The sequence below is a fragment of the Demequina oxidasica genome (assembly GCF_000975115.1).
Classification (GTDB): domain Bacteria; phylum Actinomycetota; class Actinomycetes; order Actinomycetales; family Demequinaceae; genus Demequina; species Demequina oxidasica.
Window position 1 is genome coordinate 860,138 of the sequence record NZ_BBRE01000001.1, and the last position, 26,029, is coordinate 886,166.

Sequence of the window (26,029 nt, forward strand, 5' to 3'; positions counted from 1 at the left end):
TCATCACACGCCACCCTTAACCGAGATGGAGTCACCTGGTTCGAGGCCGAGGTCGCGCGCGACCCAGGACCCGGGAGACTTGGACGGGACCCACACCACGCCGTCGACCATGTCGGTGACGTGTACGGGAAGTTCGAGCGAGCGACGCGAGCGACCCATCAGGGTGACCATGCCGTCGGTGACGCCCAGGGCATCGGCCGTTGCCTGCGAGACCCGCGCGACAGCGGTGCGCCCGGTGCCGGCGAGGTAGGGCTCACCGTCCTGCAGCGATCCCTCGTCGACCAGTTGGTGCCACGAGGCGAGGACGAGGTCCTTCTTCTTGGACGCCTTCTCGGCAGCGCGCTTGACCGCTGGTGCCTTGGGACGGGCCGATGCCTCGGTTGTGCCAAGCGCAGCGATTTCATTCGCGATGGCGGCCAGCGAGTGAGTGCCGAGATCGACTCCCATCTCGCGGGCGATCAGCGACAGCACACGGTGGTCGGGGATCGCGTCGGTGGGGATGGCCGTGGCGAATCCGCGCAGCCGTCCTTCCCAGTTCACGTACGTGCCCGACTTCTCGGTGGGGGGAGCGACAGGCAGGACCACATCGGCGTAGTCGGACACCTCGGAGCGACGAACCTCGAGGCTCACCACGAAGGGCGTGTTCTCGAGCGCCTTGAGTGCGTCACCCGTGAGGTCGGACGGCGTCACGCCACCCACGATGAGGGCGTCGAGCCGCTTGGCTCCCGCTGCCACCAGGATCGCTGCGGCGTCGCGGCCACGAGCGCCCGGGAGGTCATCGACTCCCCAGACCTTGGCGACCTCGGCGCGTGCCTTGGCGGAACCCGCGTCACGGCCGCCAGGAAGCAGGCCGGGAAGAGCGCCCGCGTCCACGGCACCGCGCTCACCCGCACGGCGTGGGATCCACGCGATGCGGGCACCGGTCTTCCTGGACAGTTTGAGAGCCTCGGTAAGTGCGCCTGCGGAACCCGCCGCGCGCTCGCCGACGATGATGACGGCGCCTTCCTCGCTTAGTGCCTTGACAGCGTCCTTGTCGAGCCCGGCGAGTGCCGCGCCCTCCGCCCCGGGAACGGCGGGAACCAGCGTCGCGCCAAGCTTGGCGGATCCGGGAGAGACCAGCGGTGCCACGGTGAACACCTGCTGCTTGCCGACGGACTTGAACATGCGCAGGAATACCACGCCGCCCTCGTCCTCAGCCTCGAAGCCCACCAGCAGCACGCTGGGAGCCTTCTCGAGGTCGGCAAAGGTGACGCCCAGTCCGGTGCCTGCAACGTGTGCACCGAGGAAGGACTGCTCCTCGTCGCTCGCAATGCGGCTACGGGTGTCTACGTCGTTGGTGCTGAGCACGATGCGCGCGAACTTGCCGTACGCATAGGCGTCCTCGAGCGTAATACGGCCGCCGGGGAGAATCGCGGCACCCTTCGCGTCCTCTTCGCGGGTCGCGTGGGCAAGCCCGGCGGCGACTGCCGCGATGGCATCGGGCCAAGGCACCTCGACGAGGTCGCCCTCGTCGTTGCGCATGAGCGGCTTGGTGAGGCGGTCGTCAAGGTTCTGCCACTTGAAGGCGAAGCGGTCCTTGTCGGTGATCCAGTCTTCGTTGACGACCGGGTCCAGGTCAGCCAGGCGACGCATGACCGTGCCGTGACGGTGGTCCACGCGGATCGCGCTGCCGGAACTGTCGTGCTCGGAGACGCCGGGGCTCGAGACCAGATCGAATGGACGCGAGCGGAAGCGGTACGCCGCAGAAGTCAGGGCGCCCACGGGGCAGATCTGCACCGTGTTGCCAGAGAAGTAAGAGCTGAACGCCTTGCCGGACTCGTCCTCGGCGGCGACGCCCACGGGCCCGTAGCCATCGAAGCCCAGCACGTCCTCGTCGAACGTACCAATCTGCTGCATCGCGCCGCGGTTCTGCAGGTCGATGAAGGCGTCTCCAGCGATCTCTTTCGAGAAACGAGTGCAACGCTGGCAAAGGATGCAGCGCTCGCGGTCGAGCAGGATCTCACTCGATAGGGGCAGCGGCTTCTCGAAGACGCGCTTGGTGTCCACGAAGCGCGACTCGGCGTTGCCGGCGCTGAGAGCCTGGTTCTGCAAGGGGCATTCGCCGCCCTTGTCACAGGTGGGGCAATCCAGCGGGTGGTTGATGAGCAGCAGCTCCATCACACCCTTCTGGGCTCGCTCGGCCTCTTCGGAGGTGTCCTGCGTGTTCACCACCATGCCGTCGGTGGCGGCCATCGCGCAAGACGGCTGCGGCTTGGGGAACGCGCGCACGTTGCCCTCGCGGTCAGGAGCGGCAACATCGACAAGGCACTGACGGCACGCGCCGACGGGCTTGAGCGCAGGGTGATCGCAGAAGCGCGGGATCTCGATGCCAACCTGCTCGGCGGCACGGATGATCATGGTGCCCTTGGGCACGGTGACCTCGGTACCGTCGATCGTCAGGGTGACGGTGTCAACGGGGGCGACGGTGGCCTTGTCCGCGGTGGCGGTCATGCGTGTGCCTCCTCGATAGCGGGCGCATCGGACGCATCGGCGTACTCGAATAGCGCGGATGCGGAGTGGTCGAACGGGCAGCCACCCTGGGTGACGTGGGCCTCGTACTCTTCCTTGAACAGCTTGACTGACGACGTGATGCAGGACGTCGCTCCGTCACCCAGGGCGCAGAACGCGCGGCCCAGGATTGAGTCGCAGGTGTCGAGCAGCTGCTGGATGTCGGCCTCGGTGCCGGTGCCCGCCTCGAGGCGCTTGAGGATCAGCGCGAGCCAGTACGTGCCCTCGCGGCACGGCGTGCACTTGCCACAGGACTCGTGCTTGTAGAACTCGGTCCAGCGAGTAACCGCGCGGACCACGCAGGTCGTCTCGTCAAAGATCTGCAATGCGCGGGTACCAAGCATCGAGCCCGCGGCACCCACGGACTCGTAGTCCAGCGGGGTGTCGAGGTGAGCGTCGGTGAAGATGGGGGTTGAGGATCCGCCTGGGGTCCAGAACTTGAGTTCGTGGCCCTCGCGCATCCCGCCGGCCATCTCGAGGAGCTCGCGTAGCGTGATCCCGAGCGGTGCCTCGTACTGGCCGGGGTTCTTCACGTGGCCGGACAGCGAGAAGAACCCCATGCCCTTGGAGCGCTCGGTGCCCATGGACGTGAACCAGTCCACGCCGCGGTCGATGATCGCGGGGACCGATGCAATGGACTCCACATTGTTGACCACGGTCGGTCGCGCGTAGAGGCCCGCGACAGCGGGAAATGGCGGCTTGAGTCGCGGCTGGCCGCGACGGCCCTCGAGGGAGTCCAGCAGCGCGGTCTCTTCGCCGCAGATGTACGCTCCGGCGCCGGCGTGAACCGTGACGTCAAGGTCGTAGCCCGTGCCGTGAATGTTCTTGCCCAGGTGTCCGGCCGCGTAGGCCTCCTCGACCGCCTTCATGAGACGGCGGTACACGTGAACGACCTCGCCGCGCACGTAAATGAAGGCGTGGTTGCAGCCGATGGCGAATGACGTGATAGCCACGCCCTCGACCAACGTGTGCGGTGCGCTGAGCATCGTGGGGATGTCCTTGCACGTGCCCGGCTCGGACTCATCCGCGTTGACCACGAGGTAGCGAGGAAGGCCATCGTCGGGAGGCAGGAAGCCCCACTTCATTCCAGTCGGGAAGCCGGCACCACCACGGCCGCGCAGACCCGAGTCCTTGACCGCGGCGATAATGTCGGTGGGCTCCATGGTGAGCGCCTTTTTGAGGCCCGCATAGCCACCGTGGTTAGTGTACGTGTCGAGGGTCCAGGACTTCTCGGCGCCCCATGTGGCGCTCAGGACGGGGGTCAGATCGGTCACTTGCCCGCCTCCTTCCAGCCCTGGTCCTTGGCGACCTTAAGGCCCGCGAGCGACGGCGCGCCGATGCCCTGGTCCTCGTCCGCGCGACCATCCTGGAAGCCGGCGAGAACGCGCGAGGTGTCCTTGAAGGTGGCTACGGTGTTAGCGCCACGGGTGGGAACCACATCCTTACCAGCGAGGATGTCGTCAATAACCTTGAGTGCGCTCTCCGGCGTCTGGTCGTCAAAGAACTCCCAGTTGATCATCATGACGGGCGCGTAGTCGCAGGCCGCGTTGCACTCGAGGCGCTCCAGCGTGACCTTGCCATCCGCGGTGGTCTCGTCGTGACCGACTCCGAGGCGCTCGGACACCTGGCGGTAGATCTCGTCGCCGCCCATGATCGCGCACAGCGTGTTGGTGCACACGCCCACCGCGTACTCGCCGTTGGGACGGCGCTTGTACTGCGTGTAGAACGTGGCAACCGCGCTGACCTCGGCGGAGGACAGCTCCACCTGCTCGGCGCAGAACGCGATGCCGTCGGGGCTGACGAAGCCGTCGATCGACTGCACCAGGTGCAACAGCGGCAGGAGCGCGGAGCGCTTGACGGGGTAACGGCCGATGATCTCGGCCGCATCCTTGGTCAGGCCCTCAAGGGTCTGCTCGTCGTAACTCATCGGTCCACGCCTCCCAGCACGAAGTCCATGGTCGCGATGGCAACCACCACATCGGCCACCTGTCCACCCTGGCAGAGAATCGACAGCGCCTGCAGATGGTTGAAGCCGGGGTCGCGGAAGTGCGCGCGCCACGGCTTGGTTCCGCCGTCGCTCACCAGGTGAACGCCCAGCACCCCCTTGGGGCTCTCGATCTGCTGATACACCTGACCAGCCGGCACGGGGAAGCCCTCGGTGACCAGCTTGAAGTGGTGGATCAGTGCCTCCATGGACTGGCCCATGATGTGCTGAATGTGGTCGAGCGAGTTGCCCTGGCCATCGGGGCCCAGTGCGAGCTGCGCGGGCCATGCGATCTTCTTGTCGGCGACCATGACGGGCTGACCCTCCATGGCGTCCAGGCGGTCGCAGCACTGCTCGATGATCTTGAGCGACTCGTAGCACTCCTCCATGCGGAGCACCACGCGCGAGTACGCGTCTTCGTCCGTGGACGTGGGGACCTGAAAGTCGTAGGTCTCGTAGCCGCAGTAAGGGTTGGTCTTGCGCATGTCGTACGGAAGACCGGCCGACCGCAGCATCGGACCCGTAACCCCGAGCGCCATCGCGGATGACAGATTCAGGTTCGCGATGCCCTTGAGGCGGAGCTTGAAGATGGGGTTCTCGAGCTGCAGGTCCGCGAGTTCGTCCAGGCGCTGCTTGACGTCGGGCATGAGTTCGCGAATGTAATCCACGGCGCCATCGGGGGTGTCCTGTGAGACGCCGCCGGGACGGATGTACGCGTTGTTGGTGCGCAGGCCGGTGATCATCTCGATGACACGGAACGTCTGCTCACGCGCGATGAACGCGGTGGTCATCACCGTAGTGGCGCCCATCTCGTTTCCGCCTGTACCGATGGCGACCAGGTGCGATCCAATGCGGGTGAGCTCCATCATGAGCACACGCAGCACGTTGGCGCGCTCCGGGATATCGTCCGTGATGCCCAGCAGCTTCTCAATCCCGAGGCAGTAAACGACCTCCTGGAACATCGACTGCACGTAGTCCATGCGGGTACAGAACGTCACGCCCTGGGTCCAGGTGCGGTACTCCATGTTCTTCTCGATGCCGGTGTGCAAGAAGCCGATGCCGGCACGCGCTTCCGTGACCGTCTCGCCTTCGATCTCGAGCATGACGCGCAGCACGCCGTGGGTGGACGGGTGCTGGGGGCCCATGTTGACGACGATGCGCTGCTGGCCGAGGCGCTTGGCCTCCTCCGCGATGTCCGACCAGTCCTGGCCGTAGGCGGTGTACTCGGGTGCGTCCTCGTCGGCCGAGAAGGCGCCCGTCGCGTGGGTGCTGAAAGTCTGCGGGCTCATCGGTACTGCCTCCGCGTGTCGGGTGATGGGATCGTCGCGCCCTTGTACTCGACCGGGATGCCGCCTAGCGGGTAGTCCTTACGCTGCGGGTGACCCACCCAGTCGTCGGGCATTTCGATGCGGGCTAGAGACGGGTGACCGTCAAAGATGATGCCGAAGAAGTCCCAGGTCTCGCGCTCGTGCCAGTTGTTGGCCGGGTAGACGCTGGTGATGGATGGCATGTGCGGGTCCTCGGTGGCGACGGCAACCTCGATGCGCACGTGGCGGTTGTGCGTGATCGAGTGCATTGGGTAGACCGCGTGCAGTTCGCGACCCTTGTCGTCCGGGTAGTGCACCCCGGAGACTCCTAGGCAGAACTCGAAGCGCAGGTCCTGGTCGTCGCGCAGATGCGTCATGACGGTGAGCAGGTGATCGCGCTGAACGTAGATCGTGAGCTCGCCTCGATCGACCACGATGTATTCAAAGGCCGCGTCAGCCTCGTCTCCGAGCAGTTCTTCGAGGATGTCTACGACGCCGTCAAACCACTCGCCATAGGGACGCTCGGAGCTACCGGGCATCTGCACAGCCTGGGTGAGGCCGCCGAAGCCGGAGGTGTCCCCTGCGCCGGAGAACATGCCCTCACGGACGTTGATCAGAGTGATGGGGGCACGGCCTTCGGGGTCGGGAATCGCGGAGGCAATGTCAACATTGCTGTCCTCGATGTCCGTCTTCTTGGGTGCCGTCTCAACGGGAGACTTCTTGGGCGCGTCCTTCTTGGAGACCTTGTCGCTCAACGCAGCAGTCCCTTCATGTCGGACGTGGGCGTCGCCTCAAGGGCGGCGCGCTCGGCGGCGGCAGCCATCTCCTTGCGGTTCGCGCCCAGGGGCGTGTTGCGAATCTGGTTCTGCAGCTCGACAAGTGCGTTCAGCAACATCTCCGGGCGCGGCGGGCAGCCTGGCAGGTAGATGTCGACGGGGACGACGTGGTCCACGCCCTGCACGATCGCGTAGTTGTTGAACATGCCGCCCGAGGACGAGCAGACTCCCATCGCGATGACCCACTTGGGCTCGGCCATCTGGTCATACACCTGGCGGAGAATCGGCGCCATCTTGTTGGAGACGCGGCCGGCGACCAGCATCATGTCGGCCTGACGGGGAGAGCCACGGAAAACTTCCGATCCAAGGCGGGCGATGTCGAAGCGAGGCGTGCCGGTGGCCATCATCTCGATGGCGCAGCACGCGAGCCCAAACGTCGCGGGCCACAGCGACCCGGCTCGCATGTAGCCGAGGAAGTCCTCGACCCCACCGAGCATGAACGGAGGTGCGTTTTCTTCAAGTCCCATTTTTTACTCCCACTCAAATCCGCCGCGGCGCCACTCATACACAAACGGAATCGTGATGAGGAACAGGAAGGTCATGATTGCGATCAGACCAAACCAGCCGAGTGCTTGGTGCGCCACTGCCCAGGGGTAGAGGAACACCACTTCGATGTCGAAAATAATGAAGGTCATCGCGACCAGGTAGTACTTGATCGGGATGCGACCGCCGCCCGCCGCGCCCGGGGTGGGCTGCAGGCCAGACTCGTAGCGGTCAAGCTTCGCCGAGTTGTAGCGCTTGGGCCCCACCATCGAACTGATGATGACGCCGCCTAGGGCCATGAGACCTGCGACGGTAATCATCGCGACGATCGGCACGTAGGGATTCACTTCGCGCTTCCTTTCATACGTCCAACTTGATCAAAACTATTCTCGGACACGCGTTTAAGCCGCCGGGGCAACTTTAGTCAGGGCTGACAGCAATTTGTCGGCCCAGTTGCCCCCGCGCGGCTCATAGACATCTGCTAGCAGTCTAGAAGTAAATTCCATCACTAGCGGACTTGCGAGGCCGTACCTGGTGCAGATGCGCATCACTGACGGGTGTTCCACGAGATTCGCGAACACCCTACCGAGCGAGTAGTACCCACCCAAGTCATCTTTCATCATCTGAGCGTACGAGGCCAACGCAGCCTCCGCGGCATCGTCCGTGGTCGCGGCACGCGAGGCGACGGCGGCCTCGGTGGCGCGGCGCGCGGCCTGCATCGTATAGGCGATCCCCTCGCCGTTGAACGGATTCACCATGCCGCCGGAGTCGCCCACCAGCATCATGCCGGGGACGTAGTGAGGCTGGCGGTTGAAGGCCATCGGGATCGCGGCGCCCTTGATGTCGCCAATTTGGTTGCCGAACTCCCAGTCCGCCGCGGAGTGCTCGAGCCAGTCGGCCATGAGCGCGCGGTGGTCGAGCTTGGATGGCTTGCCCTTGGCGCTGAGCGTGCCGAGGCCGACGTTCGCGGTGCCGTCGCCCAGGGGGAAGATCCAGCCGTAGCCGGGCAGGAGCTTGGACTTGCCACGCTCGCCGTCCCAGATCTCGAGGTGACCCTCCATCCACTCCTCTGCGTGGCGCGGGGTCTCGTAGTACGTGCGCACGGCCACGCCGATGGGGCGGTTCTTCTTACGTTCGATTCCCATTCCTAAGGCGATGCGCGCACTCACACCGTCTGCAGCAATGACCAGGGGCGCGGTGTAGGTGACCTCGTCGCCCACTTTGCGACCATTCTCATCCGTCTGCTTGGCGGTCACGCCAGTGACTCGACCCGTGCGCTCGTCGCGAGTGGAGCCCGTCACGAACCAGCCCTCGCGGACGTCTGCGCCGCCGGCACGCGCGTGATCGGCGAGCTTGTGGTCGAAGGCGGCGCGCGGCAGGCTCAGGCCGTAGTCCGGGAAGGACTCCAGGTCGTGCCACGGGAACTCGAGTCGGTGGCCACCGCCCACCATGCGCAGGCCCTTGCTGGGAATCCAGCCGTCCTCGCGGGGGGTTTCGAGACCGATCATCTGAAGCTCACGAACTGCGCGTGGCGTGAGTCCGTCGCCGCAAACCTTCTCGCGGGGGAAGCGCGCCTTCTCGAGGGCGATGACGTCAAAACCCTCTTGTGCCAGGTAATACGCTGCGGCAGAGCCACCCGGGCCCGCACCTATAACGATTACATCGGCTTCAGTTCTCACGCGTCTAGGGTACGCGCCGTGAATGGGTGCCCGCGCACATCCCCCCGGGCATTACCAGCGCAAATAACGCAACGGAATTCGCGCGTAAATATATAGGAGGGAACTTGCGAGTTTCCAGGGTTCCCGCCGCTACTCCATCGACGTAGTGTGAGATTCAACGCACCTCGAGATCTCTCACGGTGCGCCGGCCTGGCGCGGCTAGCGCGCCTATGAGGAGGCATGAGTGAGCGACGTCGGTGGCACCTGGGCTGGAACCCATCAATTTGTGGCGGCGGAGGTATTCGTAGCAACGACAATCGTGGAGGCCCAAGAGGCCGTACGCCGCGCAGCCTCGACCGGCACCAGAGTGCGGGCACTCGGCACCAGGCATTCGTTCACTGACCTCGCGGACTCCTCGGGCACGCTCGTGACGGTCACGGGCATTGCCCCGGACCCTGTCATCGACGAGGCGGCCATGACTGTCACCGTGGGAGCCGGGGTCGCCTACGGAAACCTCGCGACGTGGCTTGAGAGTCAGGGCTTCGCGCTACACAACATGGGCTCGCTCCCCCACATCTCTGTCGCGGGCGCCGTCGCGACCGGCACGCACGGCTCCGGCGTCAAGAACGGTTCGCTCGCGACCGCGGTCGCGGCCCTCGAGTACGTCGATGCTCGTGGCGAGGTCATGTCCCTCGCGCGCGGCGACAAGGACTTCGAGGCGCTCGTGGTCGGCCTGGGCGCCTATGGCATCGTCACTCGCATCACGCTGGACATTCAGCCCAGCTACGCGATGCGCCAGGACGTCTATTCGGGCCTACCGTGGGAGACCCTGCTGGCCGACGTGGATGCCGTCGTCGGTGCGGGTTACTCCGTAAGCCTGTTCACCACGTGGGCGGAGCTCTCGTTGGAGCAGGTATGGGTGAAGTCTCGAGTGGATGCAAGCACCCCGTTAGTACCCGCGACGTGGCTCGGCGCGACACGGCTCACTACCCCCACCAACTTGGTGGGCGGTGACCCCGCGGCGCTCACTGAGCAGCTCGGCGCCGAGGGACGGTGGCTGGATCGCCTACCCCACTTTCGGCTCGAGAACACGCCTTCCAACGGAGACGAGATCCAGACCGAATACTTTGTGCCGCTCGCGAGCGCGGCCGAGGCGTTGGCTGCGGTTCAGACCCACGCGTCGGCTATCGCCCCGCACCTGCTGGTGACGGAACTACGGACCGTCGCCGCGGATGAGTTGTGGCTGAGCGGGGCGTTCGAGCGCGAGACGCTCGCGATCCACTTCACGTGGCGCAACTCGCCGGCTCAGGTGCGCATGGTGCTGCCACTGATCGAGGCCGCACTCGAGCCGTTCGCCGCGCGTCCACACTGGGGCAAGCTGCACCTCTTCGACGGCGTGGACATCGAGCGTGTCACTCCCATGCTGGGGGCGGCGCGCGAAGTTTTTGAGCGCCTCGACCCCACCGGGATGTTCTCCAATGACCACCTGGAGCGACTGTGGCTACGGGTGCCGCGGGACGATGCGCCCGCAGCGGACACGACCCCCTAGTCCAGCGGCTTAGGGTAGAGACGTGAGCGTGAATTCGGGAACATCAGGGCCATTGCGTGCCCGGACAGTCACCATCCCCGACCCTGGCAACCTCCTCGATCTATTGCCTCCGGACGGGATGTCTTGGATTCGCCGCGGCGAGGGGCTCATCGCCTGGGGAGTTTCGGAGCGCTTCGACGGCGCCGGATCTTCTCGCTATACCGACGCAAACGCCTGGTGGCGTCGGGTCACCCGCCACGCCGAGGTCCATGACGACCTGCGCCTTCCCGGTACCGGCCTCATCACGTTCGGCTCCTTCGCGTTCTCGGATGCTTCAACACTGGGCGGGACGCTCATCGTGCCCCGGTTCGTCGTGGGCAAGCGCGGTGACCAGGCGTGGCTCACGGAGATTTCCAAGGCTCCCCGTTCGCCGATGCCGACGCTCGCCGATGCGCTGGGCGACGCCGCTCCCGTCGCACCACTAGGCGAGGTAAAGATCGAGGACGGCGATCGAGAGACGTGGAGCCAAGCGGTGAGCACCGCGGTCACCCGCATCGTCCACGGCGAGGTAGACAAAGTGGTGTTGGCGCGAGCGGTAGCCGCCCAAGCATCGGCGCCCATTGACGTCAGGGCTGTGTTGCGTCCGCTCGCCGACGACTACCCGAGTTGCTGGACTTTTCACGTTGACGGGCTTGTGGGCGCGACGCCCGAGTTGCTCGCGCGCGTGGATCACGGTCTGGTCACCTCCCGCGTGCTGGCGGGCACCATTCGCCCCACGGGCGACGAGCTGGTTGACCTGGCGCACGCGGCTGCCCTCGCGCGGTCGTCCAAGGACCGCGAGGAACACGAGTACGCGGTGCGCTCTGTCAGCGAGGTGCTGGTCGACCACTGCGCGTCCATCAACGTGCCCGAGGCGCCATCCGTGCTGCACCTGCCCAACGTGATGCACCTGGCGACGGACGTCACCGGCGTGCTCAACCACTCGGCGACGTCGCTCGAGCTGGTCAACGAGCTGCACCCCTCGGCCGCCGTGTGCGGCACGCCTACTCTGGCCGCGGCGCGCGTGATCGACGAACTCGAAGACCTGGACCGCGGCCGCTACGCCGGCCCCGTGGGGTGGACGAACGCGGCCGGGGACGGCGAGTGGTGCATCGGGCTGCGCTCTGCGGAGATCAGCCGCGAGGATCGGAGCCGTGCGCGCCTGTTTGCCGGCTGCGGCATCGTGGCGATGTCCGAGGTGGATTCCGAATGGGCCGAGTCGGAGGCCAAGCTGGAGCCCATGCGCAAGGCACTAGGGGCTTTGTAGCTAGTTGGGCCGCCACTTGGTGTGGTTGTTGTTTAGCGGGCTGTGGGTGCAGTGCGCAGGGTGGTCCATTGGTGGACACTTTGCATCATGGTGCAGACTGCTTCCTCGTCGGGGTCGAGGAGGGGTGGTTGGCCAAAGAAGGTAGAGGTGGACATGTCGGGCTCGCGGCAAACACCTGCGAGATCAACTCCCGCGCCAAGCATCCGATCCGCTTGCCCGAGTTTACGAACCACTTGCTTCGGGGTGTGTCGTTTCCTGTTCTTCGTCATGATGTGATCATTCTCCCGGCCCGCCAACGCTGGTGTCGGGACAATTCTTGTCGGTGGATCCATTAGTTGACACTACACACAACGCCTACGGCTACACGGCAGGAAATCCGCTGCAGGTCACCGATCCTTTGGGGTTGGACTGGTTGGACGGCACCGCGGCCTGGACAGCGGCATTTGGCGATAAGGTGACCTTTGGCGGGACCAGTGCTATCCGCAGCTCGATCAGTAACTCCATGGGAGATGGCGATGACGACATTGTCGATAACTGTTCGATCCTCTACGAATGGGGCGGTTACGGCGGCATGGTCGCCAGCGTGGTTCCAGCAGGGGGCGGCACGGTGCGAGTGACGTCTTGGTTGGGGGCGAAGTTCCCCCGTATTCCTGCGACGAGAACTTCAATGGTCAAAGCATTAAACAAGCCAAATGCAGTAGCGACGACAGCGGCAGCCTCTAGGATTCCTCCGCAGATGCGTGGGATCATTAACGGTAGAAGCGGTCACGCAGTGGCTGCCGCAAATACTGGATCAACAGTCACGTTTAGCCGGAGTCGCGCGCCGGGGATTGCGGGAAACTTCGACAATTCGATGGCGAACGGAGCTCCAACCAATCTGACGCGTGTCGAAAATGCGACGAGGAACTGCAATCGCCGTGACGCACTACGTGGTCAGCCTCGAGCGGCAGCCGGGCAGTCGTTGGACGAGTATCCTTTTGCATGCTCTGCTCAGGGTGGCGGCGGATCATTTGTCCGGTCAGTCCCCGTTGGAGTGCAGAACTACCGGGGAGCGGTACTGAGTCAATTCTTCCAGCGATCGGGTGTACGATCCGGCGATCCCTTTAACGTTATGTTTGGACCGTGATGACTAACGATCTTTTCAAGTCGCTGGCCAAGATTGAATCTGCATTGCACCTTCTCAACCGAGGAGTGTTGGTGCGGTCGCTTCAGCAGGGACTCGCGCCCGGAGCGGTGCAAACGAAGCTCAAGTCAATCGGCCTGGCATCGACGCTTGAACTGGAATCGCTATATGGCTGGCGTAACGGGACTGAATCTGGGGGCTCGGCGAGCCTCGATGACATCCACCTCTTTCCTGGCTTTCATTTGCTATCGCTGGAAGACGCCATAGTGAACTACCAGTCATTCGTCACCGATGACCGTTGGGAATACGGTTGGCTTCCCGTATTTGCTAACGGCGGAGGCGACTTCTATGTGGTGAACGGCAGCCTGGCGGGAGCAGGCGCGGTACGTCACTTCCGAATTGAGGAAGCCGAGCATCCTATTGAGTTTTCTTCGTTAAGCGCGATGTTGGCAACCTTGGCAGAAGGCTTTGATCGCGGGGTCTTCTATGTAGACCGCCGCGGCTACCTGGAGATGGACGACCTCGTATTCGACAGATTGGCGAGCGAGTTGAATCCCGACGTCAACTTTTGGCGCGAACTGAACTGAATGGGACTGCTGAACGATTTGGTGACAGTTTGGTTTAGGCCGCGAGGGCGACCTGCGTTGTCATGATGATCTCGAAGTCGATGGGCGTCAATCTGCCGAGCCGTTCTTGTCGTCGGCGACGGTGGTAGGTCCTCTCGATCCAGTTGACAATTGCGATGCGAAGGTCCTCGCGGGTGTCCTAGGTCTGCCGGTTCAGAACGTTCTTTTGCACGAGTGCGATAGATAAGATTCCATGGCCGTATTGTCGCCTGCCGCACCGACCCTGCCCATCGATCCGACCATGCCGTGGCGGCTCAAGGCGTGGCCGAATTTGCGGGAACGAAACTGGCTTCCACGGTCAGAATGAACCACGCATCCAGACACGTCATCTCGACGTGCGACAGCGTTGTCGATGGCCGCGACGGCGAGCGAGGAGCACATGCGGTCGCTGATCGAGTAGCCGATGATCCGGTTCGAAAACACGTCCTTGACAGCACACATGCAAAGCTTTCCTTCACGCGTTCAATGTTCCGTGATATCGGTCAACCACAACTCGTTCAGCCCGGACGCGATGAACCGGCGTTGGAGACGGTCGTCGAACACTGGTGGGCCGACCTTGCCGTTCTTTCCCCGCTTCTTGCCGAACGCTGACCACACCTGGTTGCGTGAAGCGTGCTTCCAGACGGTGCGGTCTGACACGTTAAAGCCCGCGTCACGGACCTCGTCGGCCAGGAACCGGTAACCGAACTCTTAGGTCTCACGGTGGGCGTCACGGATCGCGTTGACCAAATACGCCTCGTCCAGGTCAGCGTCCGGGACGGGGTGGGTCAGCCACCGGTAATACGATTGGCGAGAAATTTCAAGCACACGACACGTGCGCCTTGACGGGAACACCGTCTGCGGCCAGCTCGCTCACGAGCGGGTAAATCATTCTGGCGAGCCACCCAGTTTGAGGTTGGCCTGCGACAAATACGCTGCCGCCCGTCTGAGCACGTCGTTCTCTTGCTCGAGAAGCCGGTTGCGGCGACGCAACTCACGATTCTCGGCCGCCTCCGCAGTGCTCACGCCCGGTTGAATGCCGTCATCGACGGCTTCTTGTTTGAGCCAGCGCTGCAGACACGAGGTCGAAACCCCAAAGTCCTTCTCGATCTGCTCAATCGAAGTCCCAGGACCACGGTTGTTCGCGACCCCCAGAACATCAGCTTTGAACTCTTTCGGAAATGCTTTCGGCATAGCAACATCCTCCCAGCAACGACCCTCGTCATTGCAAGTCAGTTGTCACCTAACCGTTCAGCAGTCCCTTTCGGGTAGTCGTCCCCCCTGGTAGAGCTGGGCCATTTCCTAGTCGGTGTAGCCTCACCCCAGTAGAAGTCGAGGCCAGCCACCACGCTGGACTTGAATCACTCGAGACGGCAACCGCCGTCCTCGAAAAACACTAGGAACTAAACCCAGTGCGATTTACCGGGACGAGGAAGTGAGCATCAAGATAACACGCTGAAAAACTGGACCAAACTCACGGGGTCAGCCCACATCGAGGAACACCCCCGTCGCGACCCGCTTGTTCCCCTCAAAGAGTTCGACCGACACAAGTTCCGCAAACGCGTCTGCTGCCTGGTTGACGAAAAGTGGGCGGATTCGCACGGTTATCTCTTCGCCCAGCGGGAGCACGTCCAAACCCGTATCGCTCTCCACGATGCACGATGTCTGAAACTCCCCAAGCTCGAGCTGCGACCGCACCCCGGAATCTGGAGGCATGGTTCGACCACCCTCCTCAGAGGTGAGGAACCGGAGCCGGGCTGTCCGCTCGCTCGCTCGCAGATCACTAGAACGCATGGCTGACTCCCCAAAGTCCGGCGTGAAACAAGTCGCTCTGCCTCCCCGGCTGGACCGTGAAGACACCGCTCCTGAAAATGAACGGATCAATCCGCGTCGAGAAGTCCGCGGCTCCCTCGACGGCCGACCTGGTCACAGTCGCCCGAAGGACCGCGACCTTCGATAGGTCGGTGTATGCGTACACCAGCGCCTCATCCAGCGATAGCGCGAACTGGCGTCCTTCGAGGCTGTTGGCGGCCGGCGCGAACCGCCCGGATGACATCACGCTCTCGTACTCGCGGATGCCGACGGCACTGTAAAGATCGATCGTTTCGTCCGCCGCGCGGCCCACAGAGTTTGTGGCTGTTGTGCTGGTGCGTTGTGTGAGGTTGTTGGTGAAGGTGCGGATCGCTTGCGCGCCTGAACCGGTAACGCTTGATACGGATTGTCTGAGGAACACGGGTGCAGCGTTGTTCAGTGCTGTGCGTGCTGCGGTGACAACTCGTGCACCAACGGGGCCAAAGACCGCACCACCAATGAACCCTGTCGCAGCACCCGTCATCGTTTGGGTAAAGAACCCGCCCCACGACATACACTCCGGTGGTGTATTCGCACCATAAGCCACAGCACCATACACAGCACCTGCTGCGGTGGCGCAGGCCAGAGTGCCTGCCCCTGCCGTGAGAGTGGTGCAACCCACGAACACCACCGTGGAGGCAATGAACTCCGGCGACGACACCTCATCCCACACAACGCTGCCCACACTGGCAAGATCGCCACCAAAGTCACCCCAGCCATACAGCCCCAACGGGTCCGTGCCCTGAAGCGGGTTACCTGCTGTGTAAGCAAAAGGCATACCCGTAACAGTGAGCACCGGGTCCACACTCAAGAACACCGCAGTCCTTGGATCAAAGACCCGGTTCCTCAGGTAATAGTCCCCCGCAGGGTCTAGGTACTCCCCCGCGAACAAGAACCGTGTCGCATCTGCGTCCCCTGAGACCACCACCTGTTCGCCATAGAGTTCGTAGTCGAACTCAGCGACCACCGCCCCAGAAGCATCAGTCACGGACCGTGTGAAATCAATCAGGTCACCATGCAAAAACAACACCGCACCACTGGACACCTCGTGCGAGTCGCCCACACTCATGCCTACGGAACATCGCGGTTTTAGCGTGGGAGGGCATCGGACAGCTCGAAGGCGTTGGTGGGGTAAATGATTTTGCACACGTCGACGAGGAAGCCCAGAAACAGCGCAAACTCGGCTTGCACCGCGGCGGGAATCGACGCAGCGTCGTTCTCGCGCAACTAGGGCGTGGACCTCAACCAAAGTTGACGTGGGGATCACAGCAGGCTGTGGCGCACTAGAGGCACAACGCCGGTGTGCACGACCACTTGAGGCCAGACTGCCCTGAACCCGTCGAGTGACCCCTTGAGTCCGCCGCAACAAACGATGCATGCATCGACAATGCCACGAATCTTCAGATGCGTCGCCACAGCGATCCGCTGTCTCGCACCTTCACACCCCACAAGGGGCGACCTACAAGCCCCACACGACACGAACTCCGTCCATATCTACGCTCATCGCCACCAAGATAGACCCGTTCTCAACTGCACCTTCACCGACCTCCAACACGAGAACGTCAACGATCAACACGGAGCAAACCGGGACCAGGGAGCAGGCATCAAGACAACTCGCTGAGCGACTGGAGCCAAATCACGGGGGTTCAGCCCCGGGCCAATTCGGCGCTGCGAATCACCGTCGTCGCTCCACCACGATCGCGCCACTCCAATCAATAGTCACATCTGTCGGGACGCCGAGCGCACGCAGGTAGTCGTAGACCATCTCCGTGGTGAAACGGCGGGCCTTTGAACGTCGTTGGTAAGCGGATTGATCCTCGAACGGGTAGGCCGTTCCAGAAGTCTCGAATACCCAACGACCGCCGTCGTTCGCGGCCACGATTGAGCGCTCCAGGGCCAGCGGCTGCTCTCCCTCGGAACCGAAGACCTCCAGCACGCGGGCCGGGTACGTGGCAGTGTCGTCGACACTCAACACACGCATCGCGCGGCAACCAAGCTCTCGCGCTGCGTAACTCGGCAGCACGCCTACGTCAGTGCCAAGGTGCCCGTTGCTAAGCAGTGCCGTCCACTCGCCGACTGGCACGCACAAGTATCGAGTGACCTCGGTTCCTGACGGGAGGAGGTCGGCCACAGCCTCCTCCATCGTAACTATGCCGGCAGGGCGAGTATCCCATGCAGAATCGAAGCCGCGGACAATCCAGTCGGCCAAAACTGCAGGCCCGACCTCAAAGTAGCCGACCTGTTCTGTGGTCGCGCCCCCTGCTGCTGATGGAAGCATCACGGCACTATCCTCAAAATGAAATTGGCCTCTGGATCGTTGGCCAAAATACGTGCTTCGTGAAGGGCCCCTCGGGGATTTGCGATGCCTTCGTACTCGACGTAATAGCGCCGGCCGTTGAGTGTGTACTGCAGGTCGGGCCGGTTGACCCCAAGGCGTTGCCCGAACACGCTGACCTGCTGCTGGTTGACCCGGATGCCCGTCGCACCACGCGGGAGTGCGGCGATTTCGGCTTGGAGAGCCTGGTTGTGAGATGCACGCCCAACCGATCTTCCGAGACCCAATGCCCGCGGCGCGACAGGGCTTACGGCGATGTCCTGCGCAAGCCGAGTGCCCATGCTATTGGCTGTTGTGCTGGTTCGTTGTGTGAGGTTGTTGGTGAAGGTGCGGATCGCTTGTGCACCCGAACCGGTAACGCTTGATACGGACTGTCTGAGAACGACGGGTGCAGCGTTGTTCAATACGGTACGCGCAGCCATAACAACTCTTGTCGCGACGGGGCCAAAGATCGCACCACCAATGAAGCCTGTCGCAGCACCCGTCATCGTTTGGGTAAAGAACCCGCCCCACGACATGCACTCCGGCGGGGTGTTCGCACCATAAGCCACAGCACCATACACAGCACCTGCTGCGGTGGCGCAGGCAAGAGTGCCCGCCCCTGCGGTGAGAGTGGTGCACCCCACAAACACCACCGTGGAGGCAATGAACTCCGGCGACGACACCTCATCCCACACAACGCTGCCCACACTGGCAAGATCGCCACCAAAGTCACCCCAGCCATACAACCCCAATGGGTCTGTGCCCTGAAGTGGGTTGCCCGCTGTGTAAGCAAAGGGCATTCCCGTAACAGTGAGCACCGGGTCCACACTTAAGAACACCGCAGTCCTTGGATCAAAGACCCGGTTCCTCAGGTAATAGTCACCCGCAGGGTCAAGGTACTCCCCCGCGAACAAGAACCGTGTCGCATCCGCGTCCCCTGAGACCACCACCTGTTCGCCATAGAGTTCGTAGTCGAACTCAGCCACCACCGCCCCAGAAGCATCAGTCACGGACCGTGTGGAACCAATCAGGTCACCATGCAAAAACAACACCGCACCACTGGACACGTTGACCTGCGCTACCGGGGTAGTGCCTGTCCCGTAGACGTACTCAAACTCGCCGTCACTGAGGAGTAAGGGCACACTGGTCGTGGTGTCCCACACATACGTGTCATCAACAACACCACCCGCATTAACACCCGTCGCACTGGTTCGCAGTCCACCTGCGTACTGGTAGGCAACATCCACCCCCGTCGACGTGTCACTCACACTCGTCAACTGGCCCAGATCATTCCACCCATACCCAGCGACCTGCATCCCCTGGACCGACTCGGACAGCCGCTGTCCCACGACATCATGCTCAAGAACAGTGACCACACCCCCGACGTCTCTAAGCTCCGGGACACCAGACGGTGAGTACGTCATCGTCGAGCCATCAGGCAGACCCTGAACCTCATGCGAGGCAGTGAAGACCGCTGAGGGAGCACCATTGACCGTGGGCGAGACCCTACCCAGTGAATCGCTCGAGAATGATTCCGCCACGGGCGCACCATCAGCGCGCTGCGTTGAACGGCTCACCAGACGGCCATCGCCAGACAACCCATAGTCGATAGCCAACAGTGATGTCGAACCCGCATTCACATCGACTGAGGCGAGCCTGCCAGCATCATCGAAACCCATCTGTGTGCTGACGCTGTTAGGGAAATCCACCTGTTCGAGCAATCCACCCGCGGACCAATCAAAGTCGATTCCACCGACCCCGTCCGTCGAAACTTCAACGCGGCGTCCCAGGACGTCATGGTCGTAGGTCACCACCCGCCCAGACGGGTAGGTCATGGTTGTCAGGTTGTCCGCAGCATCAAACCCGTAGGCAACGTTACCCGTGGGGCCAGACACACTCGTGAGGCGATCCAGATCGTCGTACCCAAATGTGGAAGTGCCGGCAGGTTCTGTGCGGCTCACCATTCGGCCCGCAGCGTCAATATCAAACGACACATCGTTCGAGTTCCCCACGCTCGTGCCTACGGTGTACCCGCGTGAGTCATACGCGTAGTTCGTGACGACGCCATCAGCTCCCACGGAGGTGTCCAGGTAGCCGGCGATATAGGTAGACGTAGTTTCGCGTCCAAGGATGTCAACAGAGCCCGTTAACCGGCCCTCGGCATCGTATTCATACGTCGCAGTTCTTCCGGCACTGTCCGTGGTGGAGGCCGTACGCCCGAGTTTGTCGTAGCTCGTGGTTTCAAAGCTGTTGTCAGGGAACTGCACTTTAGTGACCCTGCCCGCATGGTCGTACGTGTAGGTGCGCGTAAAACCACCAGGGTCAGTGGACTGTGTCACACGTCCCAGTGCATCGTGCACGTAAGTGGTCTGCGCTCCGAGGGGGTCAATGGTTGCTTCAAGCCTGCCGTACTGGTCGTAGCTACTCGTAAAAGTCCGTCTGTCCGGGTCGGTCACAGTCACCGGCTGGTCCGCACTGTTGTACGTGTAGGTCGTGACGCCCTGCGCTGCATCTGTGAGCGACGTGAGCCTTCCGAGAGCGTCATACGTCATCAAGGACTGCCGACCATCATGCGTGGTGACATCAGTAGTGCGACCCATTTTGTCGTAACCGTAAGTGGTAGACCGCCCTGCGGCATCGGTCACCATCACCGGTTGACCCGAACTGTCATACTCAACCGTAGCAGCGCGCCCAAGCGCGTCGATCGTACTTGTCACCCTGCCCGCCGCATCGTACGTGGTAGATACGGATGCGCCGCTAGGGTCAACGACACTCTCAAATAGTCCTAAGTCGTTGTAGGTGTAGTTGGTGGCAAAATCGTCCGCTGACGCCCCTGGTTCCCAGGCTCTTGGATCCCAACTACGGGTGATACGTCCCAGTGAGTCGGCCTCGGTCACAGTCTTCACCCCCGAAGGAGAGACCGAAACCTCAGGGTTGGCAAACTCATCGTATGTGACGTGTGAAACATTTCCGTAAGGGTCCATGGTGGACACGCGGCGACCCTTCGCATCAATCTGATACGTGAACGTACTGCCCATGGAATCAGTGGCTGAGGTCACATTTCCGCGGTCGTCGTAAGTGAAGGACGCATCCGCGCCAAGCGCTTTACTCACCTTGATGAGGTTGTTCTGATCATCGAAGGTATAACTCGAGATAGCACCACTGCCATCTACCACCTGCCGCAGATTTCCGACCTGGTCGTAGACGAATGTGCTGATCTTGCCAGCTGGGTCCATAGTCGAGGCAACCTGAGATCTGGCGGTGTAAGTGAATTGGGTGGTCGCCGCAAGCGGCGTTCCATAGGCAACAGTGCGCGACGTTAACTGTTGACCGGTGTACACCTCACGCACCACCGTTCCATCTGGCTGAGTCACCGTCGTGGTAGCACCAGAATAGGAAAAGTGGGTCACCCCGCCGTCGGGCGCCACCTGCTTGATGACACGGCTGCTGGAGTCGTACTGGTTAGTGGTGGTACCCGAAGCCGGCGGCGTCAACGCCACCATCCGATGCGAGTTGTCGTAATCGTAAGTCGCGGAGTTGCCAGCGGGGGTCGACACCTCCACGAGATCGTTAGCCGGACTAAACTCGTATGCTACTGAGCGACCAGAACTATCAGATACCTCCGTGACCCGACCCGAAGGTGTCCGCGCGACATCGATCCACCGCCCATCATCCGCAAGCATCCGAGTCAGATCACCCGCCGAGTCATAAGTGAAATCCACGGTATTGCCATTGCGGTCGGCGGCGGACTGAAGTTGTCCGTTCGCGGAGAAGGTGAAAAACTCCTCGCTTTTGCGCACGAAGGTGAAGGTGTGATCAGAGTTTTCCGTCAACGTCGCGAAGACTCGCGGTGGTGCAATCCACGTGCCATTGGGGCTACGAGCAAAGTCAACATAGGCGCCGTTTTCTTGAGCCACGGACACGTAAGTCGCGTCCGCCAGAGAAGTACCGTCGAGCGTCGCCAAGCGCATCTGGTCGTTTGCGATCCAACCATTTCCCAAACCCTGGTCTTGCGTCCTGAGTGTCGACGAATACGTTCGCGCCCACGCCACCTGCGGACCAATACCAGGCAAACTCAGATCCACCGTTGTTTCAAAGAACTCGCCACTAGAAGTGTTGACGGGGTCACCCGAACAGGTCTGCACACAGTTCTCTGCGGCATTACCCCCAGCGGCCAGTTCCGCCCTTGCATGAGTGCGTGGATAGAACACAACATTGCTGGTGGCGATGCGGTCGCTCATACCGTTCGCATTTCCGTCAACCGTGAAGTAGTAAGCGCCGCGGTACGAGTCACGATCATCGCAATGACCGATCTGATCGTAAAAACTCCAGTAGTAGTAGTACCAAGATGTTGTCCCGTCACCTCGAGGTCCGTGGAGTGTGGGGAAGTAACTCGAGTTGCGTACCGACCAGTCGGTGTCACCAAGCAGCCTCAAATAGAGATCTGTATTGTTGCGGCAACTGTCTCCGGGCGCGGCGATGTCAAGCGTGGCTTCTATTTTTACTCTTCCCAAGGTTTGCAATGCGGTTTGCGCCAACCGCGGACCGCCAGGGTTATGGGTGGGAGCCACAAACGCTCGTACATTCTGACGATTCAAGAGTTGATCAAAATCCAACGAGGCGGAGCAGGCCGTCCAATCCATGGACGCTCCGTAGGAATCTCCTGAGCAAGTGGACAGGATCTCACCGGTCGTGACATTCTCGACATAGACCTGGTAGTAGCCCACTGTCTTGCGTGTGCTCTGGCTACTTCGAGCCGAAACACTCGCCTGTCCATACGGTGGTGCCACCACGACACTCGGCCATCCACCAGGACCATAGGCACCAAGACCTTCACCGGTAGCTGGCCAGTTGGACGACGGGCCGCTAGGGGCAATCGAGCCGGGATCAACCTCCATTGACATGCCATTCCAGTCAATGCTCCAAGGAAGCGGGGTGACCGGCACAGCGTTTGACGTCGCCGTCACGTCAGCATCCTGTGAAACAGGAGAGGCGACTACGGCCTTGTATGTGTGAGCCCTCACCGCAGGATCTGCGTAGCGCCAATAGACGCAAGAAATCTCACCGGCCGAATCGAGATTGCCCGTGTCACACCATTTCACCACGGTCCCGGTGGTCTCGTCGAGGATATACAGACGCTTTGCTGGGGAGGCATTGGCGGGTATCCCGTTGAGTTTGGCTGTCAAATGAAACGACTCGTTGACATTGACTACCGGCCTGTCCACTTCAAGCCTCAGCGTCCAGTCACCCGCGAAGATTGAAGCCACATTTGAGCTCGCCAAGGAGCCCTCGTTCGGAGTCGATGGCGGTGCCACGACCGCACGGAACCGTCCCTCAGACCCCGGCGCGGCGGAAACTTTAGTAGCACAGGTGTAGTCCCCCGCAGCTAAAGTCAATTTGATGCAACTGTGCACCAGCGCGCCAGTGGACTCATCAATAATGTGAATCACGTACTTACTGCGCACAGAATAAATCTGTTGGTTCGCATGTACCGTCAGAGTCGCCTTCTGATCTGGACCAAGCACCTGCGTGTCGGTCGAAACCGAAACAACCCAGGGCTTCGATGTGACAATGACGACATTGGATTCAGTAATCACATCACCAGAAGATTTGTCATACAACTCACCACGAAATTCCCGCGAGTCGTCGGAGAACCACTGCATTGAAGCACGACAATTGTAACCACCCGTCACTGTGGTGACGCCTGGGCACTCGCTAAAGACCTCTCCGGTCACCGAATCGACGATACGTACCCCCCAAACGGATCGCACGTCGAAAGGTTTGCGATCCATGAACAGGTCCAAAGCAAAGGTCTCGCCAGCTGCCACGATTTCGCGAGATGTCGACAGCGTCAATTGCCACGGCGTAGCGAAGACCGTGGCCGGCTCAGTCTCGGTCTGACCGTGACGGCCAATGTATTGCCTGGGTTCGGTCGAGATGAAACTTGTAGACACGCTGCATACCGTCCCCGAAGTACACGTCTTCAGCACCGTTCCCAACGTGAAATCAATGACAGTAATGGGAGTAGACGCTGTCGCCGCTACAGACGACGTCGCATTGACAGTGAAAGTCTGCGCGGAACTGGCCGAAGAAATAGACGTAGAAACCGTCAACGTAGGTGCGAGGTCCGCGAGAGTGACCCCACCCGCAGTCGCGAGTGCCGCGGCAGAAGGCGCACCTGGTGACGTCAAGGCTTGCGGTGCTGCGGCCACTGGAATTGCCACCAAGGGCTCCGCTGCAAGCGCCAGCACAATGACCGCGGCGATTACGCCTAAGAAGTGCGTGAACGTACCTACTCGCACCAAAATAACCTCGTTGTCAGCTTTGTGAGCATCGCGCCTTTCGTGGCGCAACCCCCGTAGCAAGTCAGACCGTAGCAGGCTCATGTCATTCCTGCTAGCCCCCCAAACTGGGGGCTTGACAAGGCGCTTCGCGTGCCGTCCCCCGCCAGTTTCCAAAGGTATGCAGATGGATAAGACCGCGGTTACTGTCGATGGACTCGCGGAGTTATTCAACTTCGACTGGAACTTCATCCAACTGACCGCTAGCCGCTCTCTGCTCACTGCTCACTGCTCTACGACCTTTCACTGGAATCTTGTTGAGTGCGGCTGACCAGCATTCGTGGTCTTAATCGCAAAGCCGCGAGTGAGAGGTCCGCCATGGCACCCCCACCCTGGCCGCCGCGCGCGTGATCGACGACCTAGAGGACCTGGACCGCGGTCGCTATGCCGGCCCCGTGGGCTGGACCAACGCCGCCGGCGACGGCGAGTGGTGCATCGGCCTGCGCTCGGCAGAAATCAACCGCGAGGACCCCAGCCGTGCGCGGCTGTTCGCCGGCTGCGGCATCGTCGCCATGTCCGTACCGGACTCCGAATGGGCCGAATCGGAGGCCAAGCTGGAGCCCATGCGCAAGGCACTAGGCGCGCTGTAACGCGGCCCTCGTCAGCCCGCTACGGATGGGCACGAGCGCAGTCTGGGGCTCGTCATTGAAACTTGCTGGAGAGTAAAAGCGTTTGCCCGTCGTCAACGAGCACCGCTGTGGTTGAAAAGCCGTCCTGCGAAAATAGTGCGTCGAGCTCGGCTGAGCCGAGGAGGCCACCACCAGGAACAGCCGGGGCGAGCTCGCCCGAGAACCCCTCCGGTTGCTCCGCCACCGCTTCAGTCGCACGTTCCTTGAGCGCCGCATACTCGTTCGGCGGCAACACAATGACAGCATCGATCCAGTAAGTACTCGGGCCGGGCACGTCCGAGCTGCCCATCGTTCCTGACACCCACGTTGCCGAGTCTGCCGCTGCGAGCGCAGGGAATCGGTTAACCAGTGGCTCCAGGTCGCTTCGCAGCTGCCCGTCGCCTTGCTTGTCGGTGGAGTTCGTCACGTTCTCTCCTCGGTCACCAGGGGTGGAATTGGATGACGATGCGCACGACGTCAGCATCAACGTCAGAACCAGCATCGAAACTATGAGCGTCAAAGTCAGTGCAGAGCGCTGTGCCAGATTCTCGCGCGCAAGCGATGCCTCGGTTGTTGAAAGTCTGGGACGCATCATGTGAGCCACGCTATCTTGCCCCTGCCTCGGGGGCGGGAGAGGGAGCGGAAATCGTCATGGAGTCGGGGTCTCCCACGGTCCACGTGACGGTACGGGTGTAGGACCCCGAAGTCTCGAACGGTTTAGCCCAGCCGACCTCAGTAAATCTGCCGTTTTCATCATCCGGAGCGCCGCTTGCGATGTCCGCCAACCGTCTTTTGCCAGTTTTCAGTTACTGGGTAGTCGCCCGCCGCGCCCGCCTCCCCTGTCATTGAAAAGTCGCTTCGCCCGCTTGCTGCATAACCGTCAGCGGACTGTTGCGCAATGCGAATCGCACTGTCAATGTTGCTTGCGATGCTGGCGTCGTCGCTGTACGCCTTCTCCAGGTCGATCGTGAATGGATCACCCGTGATCGACCAATAGTGGTCGTACGCATCAAGTGCGTCCCCAAGATCCCCCTTCAAGAGCCTCGCCCCGGCACTCTTCGCCTTCCATTTCGCAGCATTCGCATAGTCGCCAGGGTTCGCCGACTGCGAGTCGTAAATAAAATCCTCATCCCATTCAATATCGGGGCGCTGCGGGGAGCCGATGGAGAACCCCAGTTCATCGGGCCCGCTTGTGTCTGACGACCCTAAGCTGGCCCACTGTGACATTCCGGGACCAGTGGCCTCAAGGTCGTGGTCGAGCAGGGAAATGTTCTGTGCAATCGCGTCTAGGTCACTCTGCAGGGCGCGCAGTGCTACGAGTGCCTCTGCATCACGAGCCGCTTCCATCTTTTGTTTCGCCACGTAGAGGCCGATGACACTGCTCGCAATACCGAATCTTCCGAGATTTGCGACTCCACCTCCCAACACAGTCGAGAGCATCGCATGCCCAAAGCTTGCTTCAGGTAGGTCCACATACGCGTTTCTCGCGACGTCGAGACTGGAGTTCGCCCTTTCCAGCAAGCCGACAATGCTAC

19 protein-coding genes and 3 pseudogenes are annotated in these 26,029 nt (G+C 61.8%); 5 read left to right on the forward strand and 17 right to left on the reverse strand.

What is annotated here, in order from left to right; translation table 11 throughout:
* Positions 1–3 precede the first annotated feature (3 nt).
* Genes AOP77_RS04000 through AOP77_RS04035 form a run of 8 tightly spaced genes read right to left on the reverse strand, consistent with a single transcriptional unit; the run spans position 4 to position 8,836 of the window.
* The gene (locus AOP77_RS04000; protein WP_062209613.1) at positions 4–2,490 is read right to left on the reverse strand and encodes an NADH-quinone oxidoreductase subunit G; all 2,487 of its coding nucleotides are present in this window, start codon (positions 2,488–2,490) and stop codon (positions 4–6) included.
* Positions 2,487–3,821, reverse strand: a complete 1,335-nt coding sequence (nuoF, locus tag AOP77_RS04005; RefSeq protein WP_062209616.1) for an NADH-quinone oxidoreductase subunit NuoF — start codon at positions 3,819–3,821, stop codon at positions 2,487–2,489. The genes AOP77_RS04000 and nuoF overlap by 4 nt, the downstream gene beginning before the upstream one ends.
* Positions 3,818–4,474: an NADH-quinone oxidoreductase subunit NuoE gene (nuoE, locus tag AOP77_RS04010; RefSeq protein ID WP_062209619.1), complete on the reverse strand. Its 657-nt coding sequence runs from the start codon at positions 4,472–4,474 to the stop codon at positions 3,818–3,820. Before nuoE ends, nuoF begins: the two co-directional genes overlap by 4 nt.
* Complete coding sequence (locus AOP77_RS04015) at positions 4,471–5,820, reverse strand: NADH-quinone oxidoreductase subunit D (protein WP_062209623.1); 1,350 nt, start codon at positions 5,818–5,820, stop codon at positions 4,471–4,473. Before AOP77_RS04015 ends, nuoE begins: the two co-directional genes overlap by 4 nt.
* Entirely contained in the window at positions 5,817–6,593 is a 777-nt protein-coding gene (locus AOP77_RS04020) for an NADH-quinone oxidoreductase subunit C (protein ID WP_169746468.1), read from the reverse strand. The genes AOP77_RS04015 and AOP77_RS04020 overlap by 4 nt, the downstream gene beginning before the upstream one ends.
* Complete coding sequence (locus AOP77_RS04025; RefSeq protein ID WP_061963432.1) at positions 6,590–7,141, reverse strand: NADH-quinone oxidoreductase subunit B; 552 nt, start codon at positions 7,139–7,141, stop codon at positions 6,590–6,592. Before AOP77_RS04025 ends, AOP77_RS04020 begins: the two co-directional genes overlap by 4 nt.
* Positions 7,142–7,144: 3 nt before the next feature.
* Positions 7,145–7,504 (reverse strand): NADH-quinone oxidoreductase subunit A, encoded by a 360-nt coding sequence (locus AOP77_RS04030; RefSeq protein ID WP_084622268.1) that lies wholly within the window; start codon positions 7,502–7,504, stop codon positions 7,145–7,147.
* 54 nt (positions 7,505–7,558) lie between these two features.
* Complete coding sequence (locus tag AOP77_RS04035; RefSeq protein WP_152649757.1) at positions 7,559–8,836, reverse strand: geranylgeranyl reductase family protein; 1,278 nt, start codon at positions 8,834–8,836, stop codon at positions 7,559–7,561.
* 223 nt (positions 8,837–9,059) lie between these two features.
* Between AOP77_RS04035 and AOP77_RS04040 the strand changes: the two genes are divergently transcribed.
* Entirely contained in the window at positions 9,060–10,364 is a 1,305-nt protein-coding gene (locus tag AOP77_RS04040) for an FAD-binding protein (RefSeq protein ID WP_062209628.1), read from the forward strand.
* A 22-nt stretch (positions 10,365–10,386) separates the two neighbouring features.
* Positions 10,387–11,649, forward strand: coding sequence for an isochorismate synthase (locus AOP77_RS04045; RefSeq protein ID WP_062209631.1), 1,263 nt, complete (start codon positions 10,387–10,389; stop codon positions 11,647–11,649).
* 134 nt (positions 11,650–11,783) lie between these two features.
* Here the strand turns inward: AOP77_RS04045 and AOP77_RS12490 are convergent.
* Positions 11,784–11,918 (reverse strand): annotated as a pseudogene (locus AOP77_RS12490) (IS3 family transposase); the annotation flags it as partial.
* Positions 11,919–12,502: 584 nt separating this feature from the next.
* On the opposite strand from AOP77_RS12490, the gene AOP77_RS12615 reads away from it, so the two are divergent.
* Both AOP77_RS12615 and AOP77_RS04055 read left to right on the forward strand, forming a co-directional pair.
* Entirely contained in the window at positions 12,503–12,775 is a 273-nt protein-coding gene (locus tag AOP77_RS12615; protein ID WP_439644699.1) for a NucA/NucB deoxyribonuclease domain-containing protein, read from the forward strand.
* Positions 12,772–13,359, forward strand: a complete 588-nt coding sequence (locus AOP77_RS04055) for an SMI1/KNR4 family protein (protein ID WP_152649759.1) — start codon at positions 12,772–12,774, stop codon at positions 13,357–13,359. The genes AOP77_RS12615 and AOP77_RS04055 overlap by 4 nt, the downstream gene beginning before the upstream one ends.
* Before the next feature lie 34 nt (positions 13,360–13,393).
* On the opposite strand, the pseudogene AOP77_RS12080 reads toward AOP77_RS04055, so the two are convergent.
* The 6 genes and pseudogenes from AOP77_RS12080 to AOP77_RS04090 all read right to left on the reverse strand — a co-directional run bounded on the left by AOP77_RS12080 (position 13,394) and on the right by AOP77_RS04090 (position 23,931).
* Positions 13,394–14,571: pseudogene (locus AOP77_RS12080) on the reverse strand (IS3 family transposase).
* 288 nt (positions 14,572–14,859) lie between these two features.
* Positions 14,860–15,093, reverse strand: a complete 234-nt coding sequence (locus AOP77_RS04075; RefSeq protein ID WP_152649760.1) for a hypothetical protein — start codon at positions 15,091–15,093, stop codon at positions 14,860–14,862.
* Positions 15,094–15,160: 67 nt separating this feature from the next.
* Complete coding sequence (locus AOP77_RS04080) at positions 15,161–16,216, reverse strand: RHS repeat-associated core domain-containing protein (RefSeq protein WP_160300041.1); 1,056 nt, start codon at positions 16,214–16,216, stop codon at positions 15,161–15,163.
* A 101-nt stretch (positions 16,217–16,317) separates the two neighbouring features.
* Positions 16,318–16,455 (reverse strand): hypothetical protein, encoded by a 138-nt coding sequence (locus tag AOP77_RS12325; RefSeq protein WP_160300042.1) that lies wholly within the window; start codon positions 16,453–16,455, stop codon positions 16,318–16,320.
* 448 nt (positions 16,456–16,903) lie between these two features.
* Positions 16,904–17,509: a hypothetical protein gene (locus AOP77_RS04085; RefSeq protein ID WP_152649761.1), complete on the reverse strand. Its 606-nt coding sequence runs from the start codon at positions 17,507–17,509 to the stop codon at positions 16,904–16,906.
* Positions 17,506–23,931, reverse strand: coding sequence for a DUF6531 domain-containing protein (locus tag AOP77_RS04090; RefSeq protein ID WP_152649762.1), 6,426 nt, complete (start codon positions 23,929–23,931; stop codon positions 17,506–17,508). The genes AOP77_RS04085 and AOP77_RS04090 overlap by 4 nt, the downstream gene beginning before the upstream one ends.
* Before the next feature lie 275 nt (positions 23,932–24,206).
* On the opposite strand from AOP77_RS04090, the pseudogene AOP77_RS04095 reads away from it, so the two are divergent.
* Positions 24,207–24,476 (forward strand): annotated as a pseudogene (locus AOP77_RS04095) (chorismate-binding protein); the annotation flags it as partial.
* A gap of 52 nt (positions 24,477–24,528) precedes the next feature.
* On the opposite strand, the gene AOP77_RS04100 reads toward AOP77_RS04095, so the two are convergent.
* Together AOP77_RS04100 and AOP77_RS04105 are read right to left on the reverse strand one after the other, a co-directional pair.
* A complete protein-coding gene (locus tag AOP77_RS04100) occupies positions 24,529–25,089 on the reverse strand; it encodes a hypothetical protein (protein WP_062209662.1) in 561 nt (186 codons plus the stop codon).
* A gap of 158 nt (positions 25,090–25,247) precedes the next feature.
* Positions 25,248–26,015, reverse strand: coding sequence for a hypothetical protein (locus tag AOP77_RS04105; protein ID WP_152649763.1), 768 nt, complete (start codon positions 26,013–26,015; stop codon positions 25,248–25,250).
* Positions 26,016–26,029: the final 14 nt, after the last annotated feature.

Coding starts and splice junctions, on each gene's coding strand:
- AOP77_RS04015 (WP_062209623.1), bottom strand. CDS start 5,820: ATGAGCCCGCAGACTTTCAGCACCCACGCGACGGGCGCCTTCTCGGCC.
- AOP77_RS04025 (WP_061963432.1), bottom strand. CDS start 7,141: ATGGGACTTGAAGAAAACGCACCTCCGTTCATGCTCGGTGGGGTCGAG.
- AOP77_RS12615 (WP_439644699.1), top strand. CDS start 12,503: ATGGCGAACGGAGCTCCAACCAATCTGACGCGTGTCGAAAATGCGACG.
- AOP77_RS04075 (WP_152649760.1), bottom strand. CDS start 15,093: ATGCCTCCAGATTCCGGGGTGCGGTCGCAGCTCGAGCTTGGGGAGTTT.
- nuoE (WP_062209619.1), bottom strand. CDS start 4,474: ATGAGTTACGACGAGCAGACCCTTGAGGGCCTGACCAAGGATGCGGCC.
- AOP77_RS04090 (WP_152649762.1), bottom strand. CDS start 23,931: ATGAGCCTGCTACGGTCTGACTTGCTACGGGGGTTGCGCCACGAAAGG.
- AOP77_RS04100 (WP_062209662.1), bottom strand. CDS start 25,089: ATGATGCGTCCCAGACTTTCAACAACCGAGGCATCGCTTGCGCGCGAG.
- AOP77_RS04000 (WP_062209613.1), bottom strand. CDS start 2,490: ATGACCGCCACCGCGGACAAGGCCACCGTCGCCCCCGTTGACACCGTC.